The sequence below is a fragment of the Pandoraea sp. ISTKB genome (genome assembly GCF_001721285.1).
Taxonomy (GTDB): Bacteria; Pseudomonadota; Gammaproteobacteria; order Burkholderiales; family Burkholderiaceae; genus Pandoraea; species Pandoraea capi.
Map to the genome: position 1 here is coordinate 40,670 of NZ_MAOS01000025.1, position 18,743 is coordinate 59,412.

The window sequence follows — 18,743 nt, forward strand, 5'->3', positions numbered from 1 at the left end:
GTTGCTTCGACATCGCTGAACGGCGACGGCATCGCTATTGCAGTGCAACAGGAGACACCCGTGAAACAAGAGCTTCGCAAGATCGCAACGTACGTCGAGACCACCTATCGCGAAGGCGGCAAGGCGGCGGACAAACCGGTGACGACGGTCGTCGTTGCCGCCGTGATCCGCAATCCGTGGGCCGGTCAGGGCTTCGTGGAAAACCTTCGCCCCGAGATCCTTCGCCTCGCGCCCGAACTCGGCGCGCTGATGACGCAACGTCTGGTCGAGGTCATTCCCGGCGAGCGCGTGGAGGCTTACGGCAAGGCCGCAGTCGTGGGAACGAACGGCGAAATCGAACACGCGTCGGCGATCATCCACACGCTGCGCTTCGGCAACCTGTTCCGCACGGCCGTGAACGGCACGGCATTCCTGCCGTTCACCAACACGCGCGTCGGCCCCGGCACGCTTGTCTCGGTGCCGATGATCCACAAGTCGGAGACGGGCAAGCGCTCGCACTTCATCACGGCGACGTTCCAGATGACCGACGCCCCCGCGCCGGACGAGATCCTGCTGGCCATCGGCGCGTCGGACGGCGGGCGCATCCACCCGCGTATCGCCGATCGCTTCCAGGACATGGAAGAGATGGCGAGCGACGCCGCCTCCACCGCTACGGCCTGATCGAGCGTGACGATGCCGTCCGTCATTGCCTTCCTGAGCCGGATGCCTGCGGACTACCAGCTTCCGTACCTCGACGCGCTGCGTGCCGCGCTACCCGACGACATCGTCGCGCCGCTCGCGGCGTTGTCCGCGGCGCAACGCGCGCAGGCGCCGATCGCCATCGTCGCGAATCCGGATCCCGCGGACGTAGCGGCGCTGCCCGGTCTGCTGTGGATCCAGAGCCTGTGGGCCGGGGTCGAGTCGCTTGTCGCGGCGCTCCCGGCAGACAGCCCGCCGATCATGCGTCTGGTCGATCCGGAGATGTCGCGCACCATGGCCGAGGCGGTGCTCGCCTGGACCTATTACCTGCAACGCGACATGCCTCGTTACGCGCGTCAGCAGACGCAGCGCGTGTGGGTGCAGCAGACGTATCGCAAGCCGTCGCAGACGACCGTCGGCCTGCTCGGCCTCGGCGAACTCGGGCAAGCGGCGGCGGCGCGTCTGCGTGACGCGGGCTTCGTCGTGCGTGGGTGGAGCCGGTCGCCGAAGGCACTCGACGGCATCGAGACGCTCTCCGGCGACGGCGGGCTGGACGCGATGCTCGCGACCGCCGACATCGTCGTCAGCCTGATTCCGCTGACCGCGCAGACACGCGGCATGCTCGACGCCACGCGCCTCGGCCGCATGAAGCCGGGCGCTGCGCTCATCAACTTCTCGCGTGGTCCGGTCGTGGTCACGCAGGCGTTGCTCGATGCCCTCAACCGGGGTCATCTCTCGCACGCGGTACTCGACGTGTTCGATGTCGAGCCGCTGCCCATCGACTCATCGCTGTGGGATCACCCACATGTGACGGTACTGCCGCACATCTCGGCACCGACCGACCATGACACGGCAGCGCAGGTGATCGCGGGCAACATCCGCGATTTCCGGGCCACGGGACGCATTCCGGGCAACGTCGATATGACGCGGGGTTACTGAACATGCGTCGCGATCACGCCGCCCTCACCCTCCCCAGTGCCCACGATGAACCCGCGCTCCCGCCGCGCGTGTACCCGACAGTCGACTTTTACCGCGACGGCATTCAGCACGGCTTCCTGAAAGTCCCGCACTCGAACGATGTCAGCGCGTGGGGCGCGGTGATGGTGCCGATCACCGTCATTCGTCGTGGCGATGGCCCCGTCGCGTTGCTCACCGGGGGCAATCATGGTGACGAATACGAAGGCCCCATCGTGCTCTCGCGACTGGCGAACACCCTGAAGACGCGCGATGTGAGCGGGACCGTCATCATCGTCCCCTTCATGAACGCCCCGGCCGTGCAGGCGGGCAAGCGTACGTCGCCCCTCGACGGCGGCAACCTCAACCGCGCCTTCCCCGGACGTCCCGACGGCACGGTGACCGAGCGCATCGCCGATTACTTCTCGCGCTGTTTGCTGCCGATGGCGGACGTCGTGCTCGACATCCATTCCGGTGGCCGCACGCTCGACTTCGTACCGTTTGCCGCCATCCACGAACTCGACGACGCCGAACAGCAGGCCCGATGCGACGCCGCCATGCGAGCGTTCGGCGCGCCGTATGCGCTGCGCATGCGCGACCCCGATTCGCACGGTCTTTACGACAATGCGGCGGAAGCCCAGGGCAAGGTGTTCGTGACGACCGAACTCGGCGGCGGCGGAACGGCGAGCGCACACAACGTCGCCATTGCGCATCGCGGTGTGTACGGCGTGCTGGTGCAGGCGGGCATCGTGCCGCCGGACGTTGCGTGGCGCGACGGTGCGGAGCCGTCGGACGGACACGCGTCGGTGCAACTCACAATGCCCGACGACGATTGCTACGTGATGAGCGAGCACGACGGCCTGCTCGAAATGCTGCACGACCTCGGCACGACGGTGAAGCGCTGCGACGTCGTCGCGCGCATCCACGACATCACCCGCACGGGGACGCCGCCGGTCGAGTATCGGGCGAAGCGCGATGGTATGCTGATCGGCCGACACTTTCCGGGGCGCATCGGCATCGGCGACACGCTGTGTGTATTGGCGGACGTTCAATCGGACGCTTGATCGCACGCTCAGCCAGCGCATTGCGCAAACGCCATCGTTGCGGGGCCGCATTTGCGGCCCCTTGGCGTCTCTTTTGCGCCCCCTTCTGAAGCGCTCCGCCTATGGTGAAACTCGACCGTTTCGACATCGCAATCCTCCGCGTGCTCGCGCGTGAGGGCCGCATCACGAAGTCTCGTCTGGCCGAACTCATCCACTTGTCCGTCTCCCCCACGTGGGAACGCGTGCAACGTCTGGAGGCGGCGGGCGTCATTCGCGGCTATCGCGCCGACGTCGACTGGAGCGGCGTGGTGCAGGTCAGCCGCATCATCGTGGAAATCACGCTCTCACGGCACACCGCCCACGACATGAACCGCTTCGAGGCGCGGCTGCGCGACGCCCCGGAAGTCGTGCAATGCCACGCCACCGGCGGCGGGGTCGACTACATCGTGCATGTGCTCACGCGAGACATCGATCACTACCAGCGTTTCATCGACGATCTGCTCATGGCCGACTACGGCATCGAGCGCTACTTCACCTACATCGTCACCAAGGTCGTCAAAGACCAAGCGGACACGATGCCCACCTGGGTCGACGCGGACTGAGCGTCGCCCTGCAATGTCTTCCGGCAGCCCACCGGTAAATCAGAAGAAAAGCGAAGTCCGCACCGTCCGAACAGAAAAAACACCGGCGCGATGCCCCCGACAATCTCTGCATGACGAACGAACGCCATGTCAGGAGATTGCCGATGTTGCTCGACCACCCGGTGCTGTTCAAATCGCTGTGCTACATCGATGGACGCTGGACGCATAGCGACGATGCCGCGTCCATCGCAGTCGTCGATCCCGCCGACCAGTCGACGCTGGGGCACGTACCGCTGCTCACGCGCGATCAGATCCGCAGCGCCGTCAATGCCGCCGAGCGTGCTTTCGCCGCATGGCGCTGGACACCCGCCAACACGCGCGCCGCTGCGCTACTGCGCTGGCATGCGCTGATCCGGCAGCACGCCGAAGACCTCGCCGTCCTGCTCTCGCACGAGCAAGGCAAACCGCTGCACGAAGCGCGCGGCGAGATCGGCTACGGCGCCTCGTTCATCGAGTGGTATGCCCATGAGGCCCGTCGGCTCGACGGGCGCAGCATCACCTCGCATATCGATGGCGCGCAACTGGGCACGGTGCGCGAGCCGGTCGGCGTCGCCGCGCTCATTACGCCGTGGAACTTCCCCTTTGCAATGATCACGCGCAAGGCGGCCGCCGCGCTTGCCGCCGGGTGTCCGGTCGTCGTGAAACCCGCGCACGAGACACCGTTCAGCGCACTGGCGCTCGCACAACTGGCAGACGAAGCGGGCTTGCCGCCGGGGGTATTCAACGTGGTGCTGGGCGAGCCGGACATGGCCATGCGCACCCTCGTGAGCGACGCGCGCGTGCGGGCTGTCAGCTTCACGGGATCGACGCGCGTGGGCCAACTCGTCGCACAGGCCGCGGCGGCCAGCGGCGTGAAGAAGCTCGCGCTGGAACTCGGCGGCAATGCACCGTTCATCGTGCTCGACGACGTGGATCTCGACGAGGCCGTGCGCATCGCCGTCGCCGCGAAGTTCCAGACATCCGGACAGGATTGCTGCGCAGCGAACCGGATCTTCGTTGCCCGCGCCCGCTACGGCGCATTCGTCGATCGCTACACGCAGGCAGTTGCCCGGTTGCGTGTCGGCGCGGCGTTCTCCGACGATGTCGACGTCGGTCCTCTCATGCATCAGGCCGCGTTCGATGCGACAGCCGCCCGCGTGGAAGACGCGCGTCGTCAGGGCGCGCAGATCACCGTCGGCGGCGAGCCGCATCCGCTGGGCGGCTGGTTCTATCGTCCGACCGTCGTGGCCGACGCCGCCCCCGGCATGCGCATCTACGACGAAGAGAATTTCGGCCCGATCTCAGCCGTGTGCGCCTTCGACTCGCTCGATGAAGTCGTTGCCCGCGCCAACGACACCGAGTACGGCCTGGCCGCCTATGTCTGCGGACGACGCATCGACGAAATCTTCACGCTGATCCGCCGGCTCGACTTCGCGATGGTCAGCATCAACGGCGTGAAGTTCACCGGCGCGCCGGTGCCGTTCGGCGGCATGAAGGCCTCGGGCCTCGGTCGCGAAGGCAGCACCGACGGGTTCGAACCCTTCACCGAAACCAAGTACTTCTGCCTCGGCAACCTCGGCATTCCCGTTCACCACGGCTGATGGGCTTGCCGACCCGCCGCTTTCCCTTTTTCGCTTCACCTCACCGATATCCAGGAGACGCCCCATGACCGCCTCGACCGAGCAACTGTTCGCGCAGGACCGCGCGCACTTCATGCATCCCTCCACGCACGCCGCCGATCACGCGAGCGGCACGCTGCCGGGCAAGATCATCCGCACCGCGCAAGGCCTGCGCATCGAAGACCACGAGGGACGTCGCTATCTCGACGCCTTCGCCGGTCTCTACTGCGTGAACATCGGCTATGGCCGCACGGAAGTGGCAGACGCCATTCACAAGCAGGCCTCGTCGCTCGCCTATTACCACACGTATGTCGGCCATTCGACCGACGCCATCATCGAATTGTCGAAGCGCATCATCGACTGGTCGCCCACCGGCATGAAGAAGGTCTACTACGGCTTGTCCGGCTCGGACGCCAACGAAACGCAGATCAAGATCGTCTGGTACTACAACAACGTGCTCGGCCGTCCGCAAAAGAAGAAGATCATCTCGCGCGATCGCGGGTATCACGGCTCCGGCATCGTCACCGGTAGCCTGACGGGCCTGCCGAGCTTCCATCAGCACTTCGACCTGCCGGTCGAGCGCGTGCATCACACCGTCTGTCCGCACTGGTATCGCAAGGCGCCGGCAGGCATGAGCGAGTCGGCGTTCGTCGCCCATTGCGTCGAGGAACTGGAAAAGCTCATCGCGCGCGAAGGCGCGGACACGATCGCCGCCTTCATCGGCGAGCCGGTCATGGGCACGGGCGGGATCATCGCGCCGCCGGCCGGCTACTGGGACGCGATTCAAGCCGTGCTGCGCCGTCACGACATTCTGCTGATCGCCGACGAAGTCGTCTGCGGCTTCGGACGTCTGGGCTCGCCCATGGGGTCGCAGCACTACGGCATGACGCCCGACCTCATCACCATCGCCAAGGGGCTGACGAGCGCCTACGCGCCGCTCTCGGGGGTGATCGTCGGCGAGCGCGTGTGGGACGTGATCGAGCGCGGCTCGCGTGAAAACGGCCCGATGGGGCACGGCTGGACGTATTCCGGGCACCCGATCTGCGCGGCCGCCGCCCTCGCCAACCTCGACATTCTCGAGCGCGAGAACCTCACGCAGAACGCGGCCGACGTCGGCAAGTACTTCGGCGAGAAGCTGCATGCGGCATTCGACGCGCATCCGCTCGTGGGCGAAGTGCGTAACGTCGGCATGCTGGCGGCGGTGGAGTTCATGGCCGATGGTGCGGCGCGTCAGCCGTTCGACGCTGCCATGAAGGTCGGCCCGCGCGTATCCGCGGCGGCCCTCGCTCGCGGCATGATTGCGCGCGCCATGCCGCACGGCGACATTCTCGGCTTCGCGCCGCCGCTGATCGCCACGCGCGCCGACGTCGACGAGATGGTCAGCATCGCGCGGGCCGCCGTGGACGACGTCGCCACGCAGGTGCTGCGCTAACGCCGTCGCGGCATGACGGCGCGCATCCCCCACGGGAAGCAGCACATTGCGCCCGTCGTCTCCATCGATTCGTAGGATGACCGCGAATTTCGGCGCGTCTTTAATGGGATGACACGGTGGTCCGCACCACAGACGCTGCGGACCGCCCCCTCATTCCCTTACCGCCCGAGGTGCCGCGCATGTCCAACGAATCGCTGATCGAGGCCGATCGCCAGTTTCTGATCCATCCCGTAGCCGACTACCGCGCACACGAAGCGCAGGGGGCGACGATCCTCACCAGCGGTAACGGCGCATGGCTGCACGACGCCCACGGCAACGCCCTGCTCGACGGCTTCGCCGGACTGTGGTGCGTGAATACCGGGTACGGACAGGCGTCCATCGTGAAAGCGGCGACCGAGCAGTTGAATCGTCTGCCGTACGCCACGGGTTACTTCGGCTTCGCGTCGGCACCGGCCATCACACTGGCGCAAAAGCTCGTGGCGCTCGCGCCCCCGTCGTTGCAGCACGTGTACTTCACGCTCGGCGGGTCGGATGCCGTCGACGCCGCCGTGCGCTTCATCACCCACTACTACAACGCCATCGGCAAGCCGTCCAAGAAGCACTTCATTGCGCTGGAGCGTGGCTATCACGGATCGTCGTCGACCGGCGCCGGGCTGACGGCACTGCCTGCCTTCCACCGCAACTTCGATCTGCCGCTGCCGACGCAGCATCACATCCCGTCGCCCTACCCGTACCGCAGTGCGACGCCGGACGATCCGCAGGCGATCATCGCCGCCTCAGTGGCCGCGCTCGAAGCGAAGGTCGGCGAACTGGGCGCCGAACACGTCGCGGCCTTCTTCTGCGAGCCGGTGCAGGGCTCGGGCGGTGTGATCGTGCCGCCCAAAGGCTGGTTGCGCGCCATGCGCGACGCATGCAAGCGGCTCGACATCCTGTTCGTCGCAGACGAAGTCATCACCGGCTTCGGGCGTACCGGCCCGATGTTCGCGTGCGAAGCGGAAGACGTCTCGCCCGATCTGATGACCCTCGCCAAAGGGCTGACCGCCGGCTACGCGCCGATGGGCGCCGTGCTGATGTCGGACGCCATCTATCAAGCCATTGCCGACGCCGCGAAAGGCTCGCCCGTCGGACATGGTCAGACGTACTCGGCACATCCGGTGAGCGCGGCCATCGGGCTTGCCTGCCTGAAGCTGTATGACGAAGGCGGCTTGCTGGCGAACGGTCAGGCGCAGGCCGCCACCTTCGCGGGCGGACTCGACGCCCTGCTCGATCACCCGCTCGTGGGCGATTCGCGCCATCGCGGGTTGCTCGGTGCGCTCGAACTCGTCGCGAACAAGACGACGCGCCAGCGCTTCGATCCGTCGCTCAAGCTGCATGAACGCATCGGCGCGGCGGCGTATCGCAACGGCGTGATCTTCCGCGCGTTCGGCGACAACATCCTCGGCTTTGCGCCCGCGTTGTGCTTCACGGCGGAAGACTTCGCCGAACTGTTCTCGCGCGTGCGCGCCACACTCGACGACGTGCTCGAAGCGGCCGACGTGCGCGCCGCACTGCGCGCCTGAACCGTCCCGAATCACGGATACGCCCCCGAATACTCGAATACCCGAATCCCCGGAGACACGCTCGTATGTCGCTTTCCCTGTCACGCCCCGATTTGATGCGCCGTCAGAACCTGATCAACGGCGAATGGACCGATGCCCGCGACGCCGGTCATTACCCGGTGCTTAACCCGGCCAGTGATGCCCTGCTGGTCGACGTTGCCGACAGCACTGCCGTCGACGCGCGCGCCGCCACCGACGCCGCCTACCGCGCGCTGCCCGCCTGGCGCGCCAAGCTGCCGCGCGAGCGCGCCGAAGTGCTCAAGCGCTGGCACGCGCTGATTCTGGCGAACGCCGACGATCTCGCCCGTCTGATCTCGCTCGAACAGGGCAAGCCGCTGTCGGAGGGACGCGGTGAAGTCGTGTACGGCGCGTCGTACGTGGACTGGTTCGCAGGCGAAGCCACACGGGTCTACGGCGACATCATCCCGCAGCAACAGCCGGGCAAACGCATGACGGCGGTCAAGGAACCGGTCGGGGTCGTCGCCGCAATCACGCCGTGGAACTTCCCGCTCGCCATGATCGCGCGCAAGATCGCCCCGGCGCTGGCCGTGGGCTGCACAGTCGTCGCCAAGCCCGCCGAAGACACGCCGCTGACCGCACTCGCGCTGGCGGCACTGGCTGTCGAAGCGGGCGTGCCGCCGGGGGTACTCAACATGATTACCGCGTCTCGCACGCGCGGCATCGAGGCCGTCGCCGACTGGCTTGCCGACGAGCGCGTGCGCAAGGTGACATTCACCGGCTCGACGGCCGTGGGCATTCATCTGGCGCGCGAATCGGCCGGCACGCTCAAGAAGCTCTCGCTCGAACTCGGTGGCAATGCGCCGTTCATCGTCTTCGACGACGCCGATCTGGAAGCCGCCGTCGTAGGCCTGATGGCGTCGAAATTCCGCAATGGCGGGCAGACCTGCGTGTGCCCGAATCGCGTGTATGTGCAGGCCGGTGTCTACGAACAGTTCGCCGCATTGCTGGCCAAGCGCGTGGAAGCACTGCATGTCGCCCCGGCAAGCGATGCCAATGCGCAGATCGGCCCCATGATCAATCGTCGCGCGGTGGAGAAGATCGAACGCCACGTCGACGATGCCGTGTCGAACGGCGCACGCGCGCTGACCGGCGGCAAGACGTTGCCGTCGCTCGGGCCGCACTACTTCGCGCCGACCGTGCTGGCCGACGTCACCGACGGCATGCTCGTCAGTCAGGAGGAAACGTTCGGGCCGGTGGTGCCGCTGTTCCGCTTCGAAAGCGAAGACGAAGTGATTGCGCGTGCCAACGACACGCCGTTCGGGCTGGCCGCCTACTTCTACACGCAGAACATGCGGCGGGCGGAACGCGTGGCGCGACGCCTCGAAGCCGGAGTCATCGGCATGAACGAAGGCGCGGTATCGAGCGAGGCTGCGCCGTTCGGCGGGGTGAAGGCGTCCGGATACGGCCGCGAAGGATCGAAGTACGGACTCGACGACTACCTGTCGATCAAGTACGTCTGTCAGGGCGGACTGGACTGATTGTCGTCGGCTTGCGGCGACGCAGGTGACTCAGCGCGCTACGCACGTTTGGCGGTAGCGCGCTTTTTTGTCGGCGTTGTTGTCGGCGCTCTTGGCTGCGGTTTCCGTGCGACGCGTTGCGCATCGGCATGTTCGCGAATCACCTCGATCAGTGCACGCAACGCTGCCGGGATATGACGTCGTCCCGGGTAGTAGAGCGCCAGACCGTCGAGCGGCGGTGTCCAGGCTTCGAGCACGCGCACCAGCGTGCCTGCCGCCAGATCCGCCTGCACCGTCCATTCGGTCAGGTACGTGAGGCCCACGCCTGCACGCGCCGCCATCAGCATCAGTCCCGTCTCGTCCAGCGTCATCGGGCCGGTGCCGTCGACGCGCACGACTTCGCCGTGCCGTTCGAACTCCCATTGGTAGATCGCGCCGCTCGGCATCCGGCTGCGGATGCATTGATGATGCCGCAGGTCGGCCGGTGTCCGGGGCGGCTTGTGGCGCGCGAAGTAAGCCGGACTGCCCACGACGGCAAAGCGCTGGCGGTCACCGAACGGTACAGCGATCATGTCCTGCGGCACGATCTCCATGAGGCGAATGCCCGCATCGAAGCCGTCGACCACGATATCGATCAGCTTGCCTTCCGTCACGATATCGAGCTTTACGTCGGGATATCGTGCGCAGAAGTCGATCAGCACCGGCATGACCTGATGCGCCGCGCCGGCCGAGGTATTGATGCGCAACGTGCCGGACGGCGTGTCGCGAAATGTGCCGGCCTCGTCGAGCGCCGTCTGAATGGTCGTGAGCGCCGGTGCGATGCTGCTCACGAACTGCGCGCCCGCCTCCGAGAGCGAGACGCTGCGCGTAGTGCGGTTGAAGAGCCTCACGCCGATGCGCGCTTCGAGCGCCGCCACGGCGTGGCTCAGCGCCGACGTCGACACGCCCAGATCGTTCGCGGCAGCGCGAAAACTCCGATGTCGCGCCACCGACATCACGGCTTCCAGCTCGGCAAGGCCTGACGTTCTCATTGTCCTGAATCCTTCAACAAGGCATCCACGATTGTACGGCTAGTCAGGCCAATGTCGCTGCTCTATCGTGAGTTGTCGGCATTCCCCCTGCGATCCCCGCAGATGCCTTTCGCTTCCCTTGATTCCGGACAAGATCATGCAAATCATCGAGCAAATCTATATCGACGGCGCGTTCGTCACGCCCCATGGCGACGAATACTTCGACCTCTTCAACCCGGCCACCGAGCAAGTCATCGGCCGCGTGCGTCTGGCGGATGCCGACGATGCCCGCCGCGCCATTGCGGCGGCCAAGCGTGCCTTCCCCGCCTTCTCCCGCACAAGCAAGGACGAGCGCATCGCGATGTTGCGGCGCATGCACGCGGCCGTTCTGGCGCGCGAAGACGAACTACTTGAAGCGGTCATCGAGGAGTACGGCGCGCCGGTCTCGCGCGCACGCTGGATGGCACGCCATGCGAGCGACGTCATCGAACAAGCGGCCAAAACGCTCGAGACCTACGCGTTCGTGCGTCGCGCGGGCACGGCGGAAGTCGTCATGCAACCGCTTGGCGTGGCCGGTCTCATCACGCCGTGGAACAGCGATGCGGGCTTCATCTGCGGCAAGCTGGCCGCCGCGCTCGCCGCCGGGTGCACGGCCGTCATCAAGCCGAGCGAGATGAGCGCGATCCAGACGCGCATCGTGACCGAAGCGTTGCACGAGGCACAGTTGCCGCCGGGCGTCTTCAACATCGTGACGGGACGCGGCGACACGGTCGGTGCGGAGATCAGTTCGCATCCGGATATCGCGAAGGTGTCGTTCACGGGATCGACGGTAGTGGGACGCACGATTCTGCGCACGGCGTCGGAGACCTTCAAGCGCGTGACGCTGGAGCTTGGCGGCAAGTCGCCCATGATCGTGCTCGACGATGCGAATTTCGACGAAGCCATTCCGCTCGCCCTGAATGCCGGGTTCATGAACAGCGGTCAGGCGTGCATCGCGGGCACGCGTATTCTGGTGCCGCAATCGCGTCTGCGTGAATTCGAGGAAGGGATCGTGGCGGCGGTCGCGGCCTTCCAGTCGGGAGATCCGCGCGATCCGCAAACGAGTATCGGGCCGATGGTCAGTCGCAAGCAGTGGGATCGCGTGCAGCGTTACATCCGCATCGGGATCGACGAGGGTGCGCGCTTGCTGGCGGGGGGTGAGGGACGCCCGGACGGCGTGGCGACGGGATGGTTCGTGCGTCCGACGCTGTTCACTGACGTGCGCAACGACATGACGATTGCCCGCGAGGAAATTTTCGGCCCGGTGCTCTCGATCATCGCCTATCGCGACGAGCAGGAGGCCATCGCCATTGCCAACGACACGCCATACGGCTTGCAGGCTTATGTGTGCTCGTCGGATCTGACGCGCGCCGCCGCGGTGGCGTCGCAAATCGAGGCGGGACGCGTGCTCGTCAACACCCTTGCCCACGAGCCAGCGGCGCCGTTCGGCGGCTTCAAGCAGTCGGGCATCGGACGCGAGTATGGCGCCTACGGCATCGAAGCCTTCATGGAACCGAAGGCCGTCCTCGGCGTGCTGTGAGGCGGTGCTTTGCGATAGCGCCAGCCAGTTACCCGTTCCGGTAAAGTGCCAGACGCGCTGTCACTTGCCGTTGTCCGGCCAGCGCCACGCCGGGCGGTCGAACCGATGCTGATCGAGAATCGTGGTTGCCGAAAACGATTTGTCGAGCTTGATGGCATTGCATTCGGGGTCCTCCTCCAGTGCAGCGGCCAGACGCGCCGAGTGCGATACGACCCATAGCTGACTGCGCTGCGACGCACGGCGGATCAGTCGACCGAGCGCAGGCATCAAGTCCGGGTGCAAACTGGCTTCGGGTTCGTTGAGCACCATCAACTCGGGAGGACGCGGAGTCATCAGCGCCGCGATCAGGAGCAGATATCGCAGGGTGCCGTCGGACAACTCTGCGGCGCTCAACTCGCGCAGCAAGCCGTGCTGCTGGAAACGCAGCAGAAAGCCGCTCCGACCATCCAGCTCGATGCTCACGCTCGCGCCGGGGAACGCGTCGGAGACCGCGTCGTCGAGCGCTTCGCGATCGCCGATTTCACGAATCGTCTGCCATGCGGCGGCCAGATCGCGCCCGTCGTGATGAAGTGCGAGCGTTCGCGTGCCGATTTGCGGGCATCGCGCGGGCGCATCCGCATCGGTGCGGAAGTGATCGTAAAACCGCCAGTTGCGAATTCGCTCACGCACTGTGAAGACTTCGGGACACGTGTCGTCGTTGGCAATGTGCGAGAACAGACTTTCGTAACGCGGAAGACTGGTCGTCACGGCCACCCATTCACGCCCCGACTTTCGTTTGACGAGATAGCCGTCGCGGTCGACGAGCGTGCTGGCGGGTCGCAGAAAATCCCCGACCCAGATGCTCTCCCGCTTGTACTCGGGGTCAGACCAGAACGCGGTGTTCTCGGTATTGGAGATGCCCATGCAGACGGCATAACCGAAGGTCTCGCTGCTGAACCCGAGACGTAGCCGCGGCCGCTTGCGGCGCGGCCCACCTTGTATCGGCACCTCGCCGCGTCGCATCCGGGGAGTGATCTCTTCCGGTCCGGCCCACATGACCGACGTCAGACCGCCCTCACGCGCCAGCGGGGCCACGATGCCCTCGGTCGCGGCACTCGCCAGCAAACGCAACGCCCGATAAAGGTTCGACTTGCCGCTGCCGTTCGCGCCACTGATGACGTTCAGGCGCGTGAGCGGCATCACGAGCGACTGGATGGAGCGGTAGTTTTCGATGGCGAGTGCGGTGAGCATGGCGAACAGGACGGGGGTCGTCGGGAATCGGCAACATTATCCTAATTTGCCGATGCTCACCCATGGGTCGCCCAGAGGCATTACGCCGCTGAGCGATTCCCCTCGCCGACCTGAACGACTAGTCGTCGCTCTCAGAGTCCGGTCCGACCGACGGGTTCCGCCTCGGCGGCTGCGACGAACCGTTCTTTGGCGTCTTCCAGTTGTCGCCCCCGCTCGAGTCTGAATCTTCGTCGCTTGTCGATCTATCGGGATGCTTACGGCGCAACATTATCGAGCGAGTCTGTTGCACCATCTCTTCTACTTGCCCATCGTCCTCGCCCGCCTGGGGACAGGGTTCGCCGCGATCCGAAAGCAATGCCGTCGAGAGAGCCGCGGGGGACGCTTCAAGCGCATTGGGATCGCGATGCGAACCGCCCGACACCCTGCCGTCGCTGCCCGGCTCCTCCGCAACCACGCCCATAGCGCTTTGCTGCTGCGAGAGCGGTGCGGCCGTCTGAAGGGACGCCAGAGATTTGATCGAGAGTTGCAGAACGCCGGTTGGCAACGTTTCCATCGAGATGCGGTAGCCGCTCGCCCCCCCAAGACCCACCGATAGTCGAGCTGGCGCGATAGTGCTCATGACAGGCATCTGGTGTGCAGACGAGAAGGTCGACGCGATTTCGGGCAGAACGCCGGCCGTTGAGCCCGCCGGTACGGTCGTCGCATGGTCTACGCCCATCGTGAGCGGCGTGGTCGAGGTGAGATGAATCATGATGGATCTCCATCGAGTGAAGGGAGATTCCAGAATGGAACGCATTCGACAGATCATTTTGCGATGTCGTCCGCCAGTTTTCGCTTTCTGCGCGCGACGCGGGCGATCGGGATTCGCCTGATGCCAACGTATGGGATTTCGCGCCAGCGCTTCGACATGGCATACACTCGACGTTTTGATCGATTGCCGCAACCTTGCGCCTGCCTACCCGATGTCCGACGTTACCCCTGAACCGAAAGATAGCTCCGGCGTTGCCGTCATCGACCGCGCCTGCGCCATCCTGTTCGCGTTCAAACCCGACGACGATGCCCTCACGCTCGCCGAGCTGGCTGCCCGCACCGGACTGTACAAAAGCACGTTGCTGCGACTGGCCGGTGCGCTGATCCAGCACCGCATGCTCGTGCGGCTCGACGACGGCCGCTATCAGCTCGGCCCGGCCACGTTCATGCTCGGCGCGCTGTATCAGCGCAGCCTGAACCTCGGCGACATCGTGCTGCCGCTGATGCGGGAATTGGCGGACGTGAGCGGCGAGAGCGTGTCGTTTTACGTGCGTGACGATGCCGTGCGCGTGTGTCTGCATCGCGTCGATTCGACGCATGCGGTGCGGTTCCACGTTCGGGAGGGCGACGTATTGCCGCTGGAACACGGCTCGGGTGGCCTCGCGTTGCTCGCGTTCGGCGGGCAACAGGGCGACGCCTACGACCGTATTCGTGCAGACGGTTACAGCGTATCGATGGGCGATCGCGAGCGCGATACGGCGGGGGTGTCGATGCCGGTGTTCGGCGTGCGCCAGGCGCTGCGCGGTGTGATGACGCTGGCAGGCCCCAGCTCGCGCATCGACCGCGCGTTCATCGAGCGTCATCTGCCCGATCTGTTTTCGTGCGCCGCGCGCGCCACCGATGGACTCGGTGGCGACTCGCGAAGCGTGCGCGCCGCGTGGCGCGCCTTTCAAACGTCTCAGGCGTCTTAAGCGTACTGCGTCCCTGACGTCTCCGACTCAGGGAAACGAGCGCTCCGGCTCGCCGGTATAGCGGTAAGGCAGTTGACGCGGCAGCGGGCCTTTGTTGCGCTCCCCGCGTCCGCGCTGCTCCCACGCGTGCGCCAGAATGCCCACGGCGCGCGACAGACAGAACACTCCTCGCGCCAGCTCCGGCGCAAATCCCAGCTCGGCGTAGATCACGGCCGTGATGCCGTCGATGTTCATCGGCACCGGCTTTTGCTTGCGCGCCTTGAGATGCGCTTCGATACCGCGTGCAATGGCGGCGTAATGGCCTTCGATCACGCCTTGTTCCACCGCCTGATCGACCATCGCCAGCAGTCGGGTCGCCCGCGGGTCCACCGGATGAAAACGATGCCCGAAGCCCGGTAGATACTTGCCGTGCGCTTCATTGAACGCCGCAATACCCTCGGCGACCGCAGCCGTCATGTCCGGCACCCCGGACGGCGAGGCGGCGAGACGCTGCGCGATGTCCTGGTACAGCTCCACGGCCTGTTGCCCGGCGCCACCGTGCACGTCGTCCAGCGCGTTGATGGCCGATGCCATCGCGCCGTTCAGCGGCAAGCCGCAACTCGTCGCGATACGCGAGATCGCAATGGATGGCGCGTGCGGCCCATGATCGACCGAGGCGACGAGCGCTGCTTCGAGCAGACGCGCCTGTGCGTCCGTCGGCAAGTCGCCGCGCAGCATCAGCCAGATCATTTGCGGGAAGCTGACGTTGCCGATCAGGTCCTGAATCGGATAGCCGCGCACGTTGATCGATCCCGGATGGATATCGATGATCGACGTGCTCCAGTAGTCGGCGCACAGCGCCGCAGCATCGAGAGTGGGGTTCATGGTCGGTTCACGTGGTGAGCGTGCTGTAGTAAGTCGTCATGAGTGAGTCGGCATGACTCAGTCTTCATGACTGAGGAAAGCTGCGCCGGTCAGATCACGCCATCAGCGCGCAATCCATCGATGGCAGCATCGTCGTAGCCGAGCCCCGCGAGCAGCACCTGCGTATCGGCACCGAGCGACGGCGCGGGGGCACCCGGCGCGGCGTCGCCGTCCGACAGCCGGAAGCCCGCGCGCGTGACGCGTTGCGGTTGCGCTTCGCCCGGCACACTCAGCTCGCGCACGAACTCACGCGAGGCAAGATGCGGATGCGCGAGCACGTCGGGCACCGACATCACGCGCCCGGCAGGCACGCCGCTCGCCACGAGCTTCGTCTCCCAGTTCGCAGCGCTGTCCTGCGCGAGCGCGGCTTCGATCTCCGCCTTGAGGGCATGACGATTCTGCTTGCGCGTGTCGCGTTGCGCGAAGCGGGGATCGTCGGCGATGTCGGGGCGTCCGATCAATGAACACAAGCTGACGAACTGACGCGTTTCGTTCGCGGCGATGTTGAGCAATCCGTCACCCGTACGGAAGGTGCCGGACGGGGCTGCGGTGAAGTTTTCGTTGCCCATCGGCACCGGGGCGACGCCGGCGTTGAGATAGTTCGACACGACCCAGCCCATCGTCGCGAGCGTGGCTTCGAGCATGGAGACGTCGAGCATGCGTCCCTGACCGGTCGTGCGCGCATCGAGCAATGCCGCGCAGATGGCGAAGGCCGCCGTCAGCCCGCCGACGGTATCCGAGACCGGATAGCCCACGCGCAGTGGCGCGCTTTGCGCATCTCCCGTCACGCTCATCACGCCGGAAATGCCCTGAATGATCTGATCGTAGGCAGGACGCGACGACAGTTCGCCATCCGCACCAAAGCCCGAAATCGCGCAGTAGACCAGACGCGGATTCACTTCGCGCAGAGCGTCGAAATCGAGACCGAGACGTGTCATGACACCGGGGCGGAAGTTCTCGACGAGCACGTCGCTCGACGCCACGAGATCCTTCAGGATGGCTTTACCGCGCGGGTCCTTCAGGTTCAGCGTGAGCGAGCGTTTACCGGCGTTGACGGCCACGAACGAAGCGCCCATCTGACGCGCCGCCGCGTCCTTGTCGGCGCCCAGCCGACGCGCGAGATCGCCCCCGTCCGGGTTTTCGACCTTGGTCACGTCGGCGCCCATGAGCGCCAGTTGGTAGGCGCAGAACGGTCCGGCGAGAACGTTGGAGAGATCGAGGACTTTCACCCCGGCGAGCGGCAATGCCATCGTTGGCTCCTGATGTTGCGTGTGCGGTTGCATGAATTGAGGCGGTGATGTGCCCTGACCCGGGATCCGGTGTCAGGGCAAGCGCCTCAGTGAGAGATTTCGTCGAGCGTGCGCTGATTGGTGCGAGGGCCGAACAGGCCGATCGATGCCATCACCATGACCATCGCGAACGTGATCAGTGCGAACACGCCGGTCACGTCGAAATGGCGCAGCGCAAAGGCGATCATGAAGCCCGAGAACATCGCCGACAGACGCGACATCGAGTACACGAAGCCCACGGCACGGGCACGAATGCGCGTGGGGAACAGTTCGGTCTGATAGGCGTGATACCCCACGGACAGCAGCGTGCCGCACAGGGTGATCGCAACGCCGAGAATCATCAGCATGGCGGGCGACGACTGCACCGCAAACAACGAACCGAACACCGCAATACCAAGCGCGGACAGCACGACGAGCGTCTTACGCTCGATACGATCGGCGATGGCCATGCCGATGAGCGGGCCGAACGGGTTCGAGATGGCGATCACGAAGGAGTACATCAGGCTGTGCGTGATCGTGATGCCTTTGGACACGAGCAGCGTCGGCACCCACGAGGCAAAACCGTAGAAGCCGATGGCCTGGAACAGGTTGAACACCAGCAGCGTGATGGCGCGACGGCGATACGGCTTCTGCCAGATTTCGCGGAACCTGGCCTTCGTGGCAGCGGGTTCGACGCTGAGCACCGGCGGCGGCAGTGCGCGACCCGACTCCCGTTGCACGCGCGCTTCGAGATCCTTGACGATCGCTTCCGCCTCGGCGGTGCGGCCTTGCTGAGCGAGCCAGCGCGGGCTTTCCGGCACGCGGCGGCGAATCGCCCAGACGACCAGCGCACCGAGCGCGCCGACGATGACCACGGTACGCCAGCCGTCCATACCGAAAACCTGTTGCGGCACGAGCCACCACGACAGCAGCGCCACGGCCGGCACCGCCAGATACTGGATCAGGTGCATGAAGGCGAAAGCGCGGCCGCGCAGGTGCTTCGGCGCGAGTTCGCTGACGTAAGTGTCGATGGTGACCAGCTCGACGCCCACGCCGATGCCGGCGATCAGACGCCACAGGTTGATCATCGGCGCCGTGGTCTGGAACGCCATGATGAGCGTGGCGATGGAATACCAGAGCAGCGAGACGGTGAAGATCGTGCGACGTCCGTAGCGATCGGCGAGGCCCGTCAGGAAGAACGTGCCGATGAACAGCCCAGCGAACGAGGCCGCGACGAAGGCGCCCAGTCCCGACACGCCGAAGAACGAAGCCGTCGTCGTGGAATAGAGACCGCTCTTGACGAGGCCGGGGCCGACGTACGCAGTGAAGAACAGGTCGTAGAACTCGAACCAGCCACCGATGGCGATGAGCAGGATGAGTGTCCAGATGGAACGCGTCGCCGGCAGTCGGTCGATACGCGCGTTGATCTGCCGACTTGCGTCGGACGGCCCGGCATGGGCGGCAGACGACGCTGACACCGCGCCGACAGGCAAACTCGACATCTCAATCCTCCTTTGGATTGTGTTGCTGATCATTCTGTCAGACAGAATGACGTTCTGTTTTAAGAGAAGTCGAAGGGTATGCCTCCGCATGGGGGGCGGATATCGGGG

16 protein-coding genes are annotated in these 18,743 nt (G+C 65.4%); 10 read left to right on the forward strand and 6 right to left on the reverse strand.

The genetic code is table 11. From position 1 onward, the window contains the following. Positions 1–60 precede the first annotated feature (60 nt). From A9762_RS07295 to A9762_RS07330, 8 genes are all read left to right on the forward strand, one after another. Positions 61–660, forward strand: coding sequence for an amino acid synthesis family protein (locus A9762_RS07295; protein WP_069341373.1), 600 nt, complete (start codon positions 61–63; stop codon positions 658–660). A gap of 12 nt (positions 661–672) precedes the next feature. Further along, entirely contained in the window at positions 673–1,617 is a 945-nt protein-coding gene (locus tag A9762_RS07300; RefSeq protein ID WP_069341374.1) for a glyoxylate/hydroxypyruvate reductase A, read from the forward strand. A 2-nt stretch (positions 1,618–1,619) separates the two neighbouring features. Continuing rightward, positions 1,620–2,696 (forward strand): N(2)-acetyl-L-2,4-diaminobutanoate deacetylase DoeB, encoded by a 1,077-nt coding sequence (gene doeB, locus A9762_RS07305; RefSeq protein ID WP_083253716.1) that lies wholly within the window; start codon positions 1,620–1,622, stop codon positions 2,694–2,696. Positions 2,697–2,797: 101 nt separating this feature from the next. After that, the gene (locus tag A9762_RS07310) at positions 2,798–3,277 is read left to right on the forward strand and encodes an Lrp/AsnC family transcriptional regulator (RefSeq protein ID WP_069341375.1); all 480 of its coding nucleotides are present in this window, start codon (positions 2,798–2,800) and stop codon (positions 3,275–3,277) included. 143 nt (positions 3,278–3,420) lie between these two features. Next, positions 3,421–4,896 (forward strand): NAD-dependent succinate-semialdehyde dehydrogenase, encoded by a 1,476-nt coding sequence (locus A9762_RS07315; RefSeq protein WP_069341376.1) that lies wholly within the window; start codon positions 3,421–3,423, stop codon positions 4,894–4,896. Between the two features lie 64 nt (positions 4,897–4,960). Next, complete coding sequence (locus tag A9762_RS07320; protein WP_069341377.1) at positions 4,961–6,346, forward strand: aspartate aminotransferase family protein; 1,386 nt, start codon at positions 4,961–4,963, stop codon at positions 6,344–6,346. A 179-nt stretch (positions 6,347–6,525) separates the two neighbouring features. Further along, entirely contained in the window at positions 6,526–7,905 is a 1,380-nt protein-coding gene (locus A9762_RS07325; protein WP_069341378.1) for an aspartate aminotransferase family protein, read from the forward strand. Positions 7,906–7,970: 65 nt separating this feature from the next. Then, complete coding sequence (locus A9762_RS07330) at positions 7,971–9,443, forward strand: NAD-dependent succinate-semialdehyde dehydrogenase (RefSeq protein ID WP_069341379.1); 1,473 nt, start codon at positions 7,971–7,973, stop codon at positions 9,441–9,443. Between the two features lie 38 nt (positions 9,444–9,481). On the opposite strand, the gene A9762_RS07335 is transcribed toward A9762_RS07330, so the two are convergent. After that, positions 9,482–10,453: a LysR family transcriptional regulator gene (locus tag A9762_RS07335; RefSeq protein ID WP_069341380.1), complete on the reverse strand. Its 972-nt coding sequence runs from the start codon at positions 10,451–10,453 to the stop codon at positions 9,482–9,484. A 136-nt stretch (positions 10,454–10,589) separates the two neighbouring features. Here A9762_RS07335 and A9762_RS07340 point away from each other — a divergent pair, with 136 nt between their 5' ends. Beyond that, a complete protein-coding gene (locus A9762_RS07340) occupies positions 10,590–12,011 on the forward strand; it encodes an aldehyde dehydrogenase family protein (RefSeq protein WP_069341449.1) in 1,422 nt (473 codons plus the stop codon). Between the two features lie 60 nt (positions 12,012–12,071). On the opposite strand, the gene A9762_RS07345 is transcribed toward A9762_RS07340, so the two are convergent. Continuing rightward, positions 12,072–13,241, reverse strand: coding sequence for an AAA family ATPase (locus A9762_RS07345; protein WP_069341381.1), 1,170 nt, complete (start codon positions 13,239–13,241; stop codon positions 12,072–12,074). Between the two features lie 118 nt (positions 13,242–13,359). Next, positions 13,360–13,992 carry a hypothetical protein gene (locus A9762_RS07350; protein ID WP_069341382.1) on the reverse strand — a complete coding sequence of 211 codons (633 nt, stop codon included), beginning with the start codon at positions 13,990–13,992 and terminating at the stop codon, positions 13,360–13,362. Positions 13,993–14,203: 211 nt separating this feature from the next. On the opposite strand from A9762_RS07350, the gene A9762_RS07355 reads away from it, so the two are divergent. Next, positions 14,204–14,962 (forward strand): IclR family transcriptional regulator, encoded by a 759-nt coding sequence (locus tag A9762_RS07355; RefSeq protein WP_069341450.1) that lies wholly within the window; start codon positions 14,204–14,206, stop codon positions 14,960–14,962. A gap of 27 nt (positions 14,963–14,989) precedes the next feature. Here the strand turns inward: A9762_RS07355 and A9762_RS07360 are convergent, their stop codons facing one another. The 3 genes from A9762_RS07360 to A9762_RS07370 form a co-directional block, all read right to left on the reverse strand. After that, positions 14,990–15,826: a citryl-CoA lyase gene (locus A9762_RS07360; protein ID WP_069341383.1), complete on the reverse strand. Its 837-nt coding sequence runs from the start codon at positions 15,824–15,826 to the stop codon at positions 14,990–14,992. An 89-nt stretch (positions 15,827–15,915) separates the two neighbouring features. Continuing rightward, positions 15,916–17,115, reverse strand: a complete 1,200-nt coding sequence (locus A9762_RS07365; protein ID WP_069341384.1) for a CaiB/BaiF CoA-transferase family protein — start codon at positions 17,113–17,115, stop codon at positions 15,916–15,918. An 86-nt stretch (positions 17,116–17,201) separates the two neighbouring features. Then, positions 17,202–18,635, reverse strand: coding sequence for an MFS transporter (locus A9762_RS07370; RefSeq protein ID WP_069341385.1), 1,434 nt, complete (start codon positions 18,633–18,635; stop codon positions 17,202–17,204). Positions 18,636–18,743 lie beyond the last annotated feature (108 nt).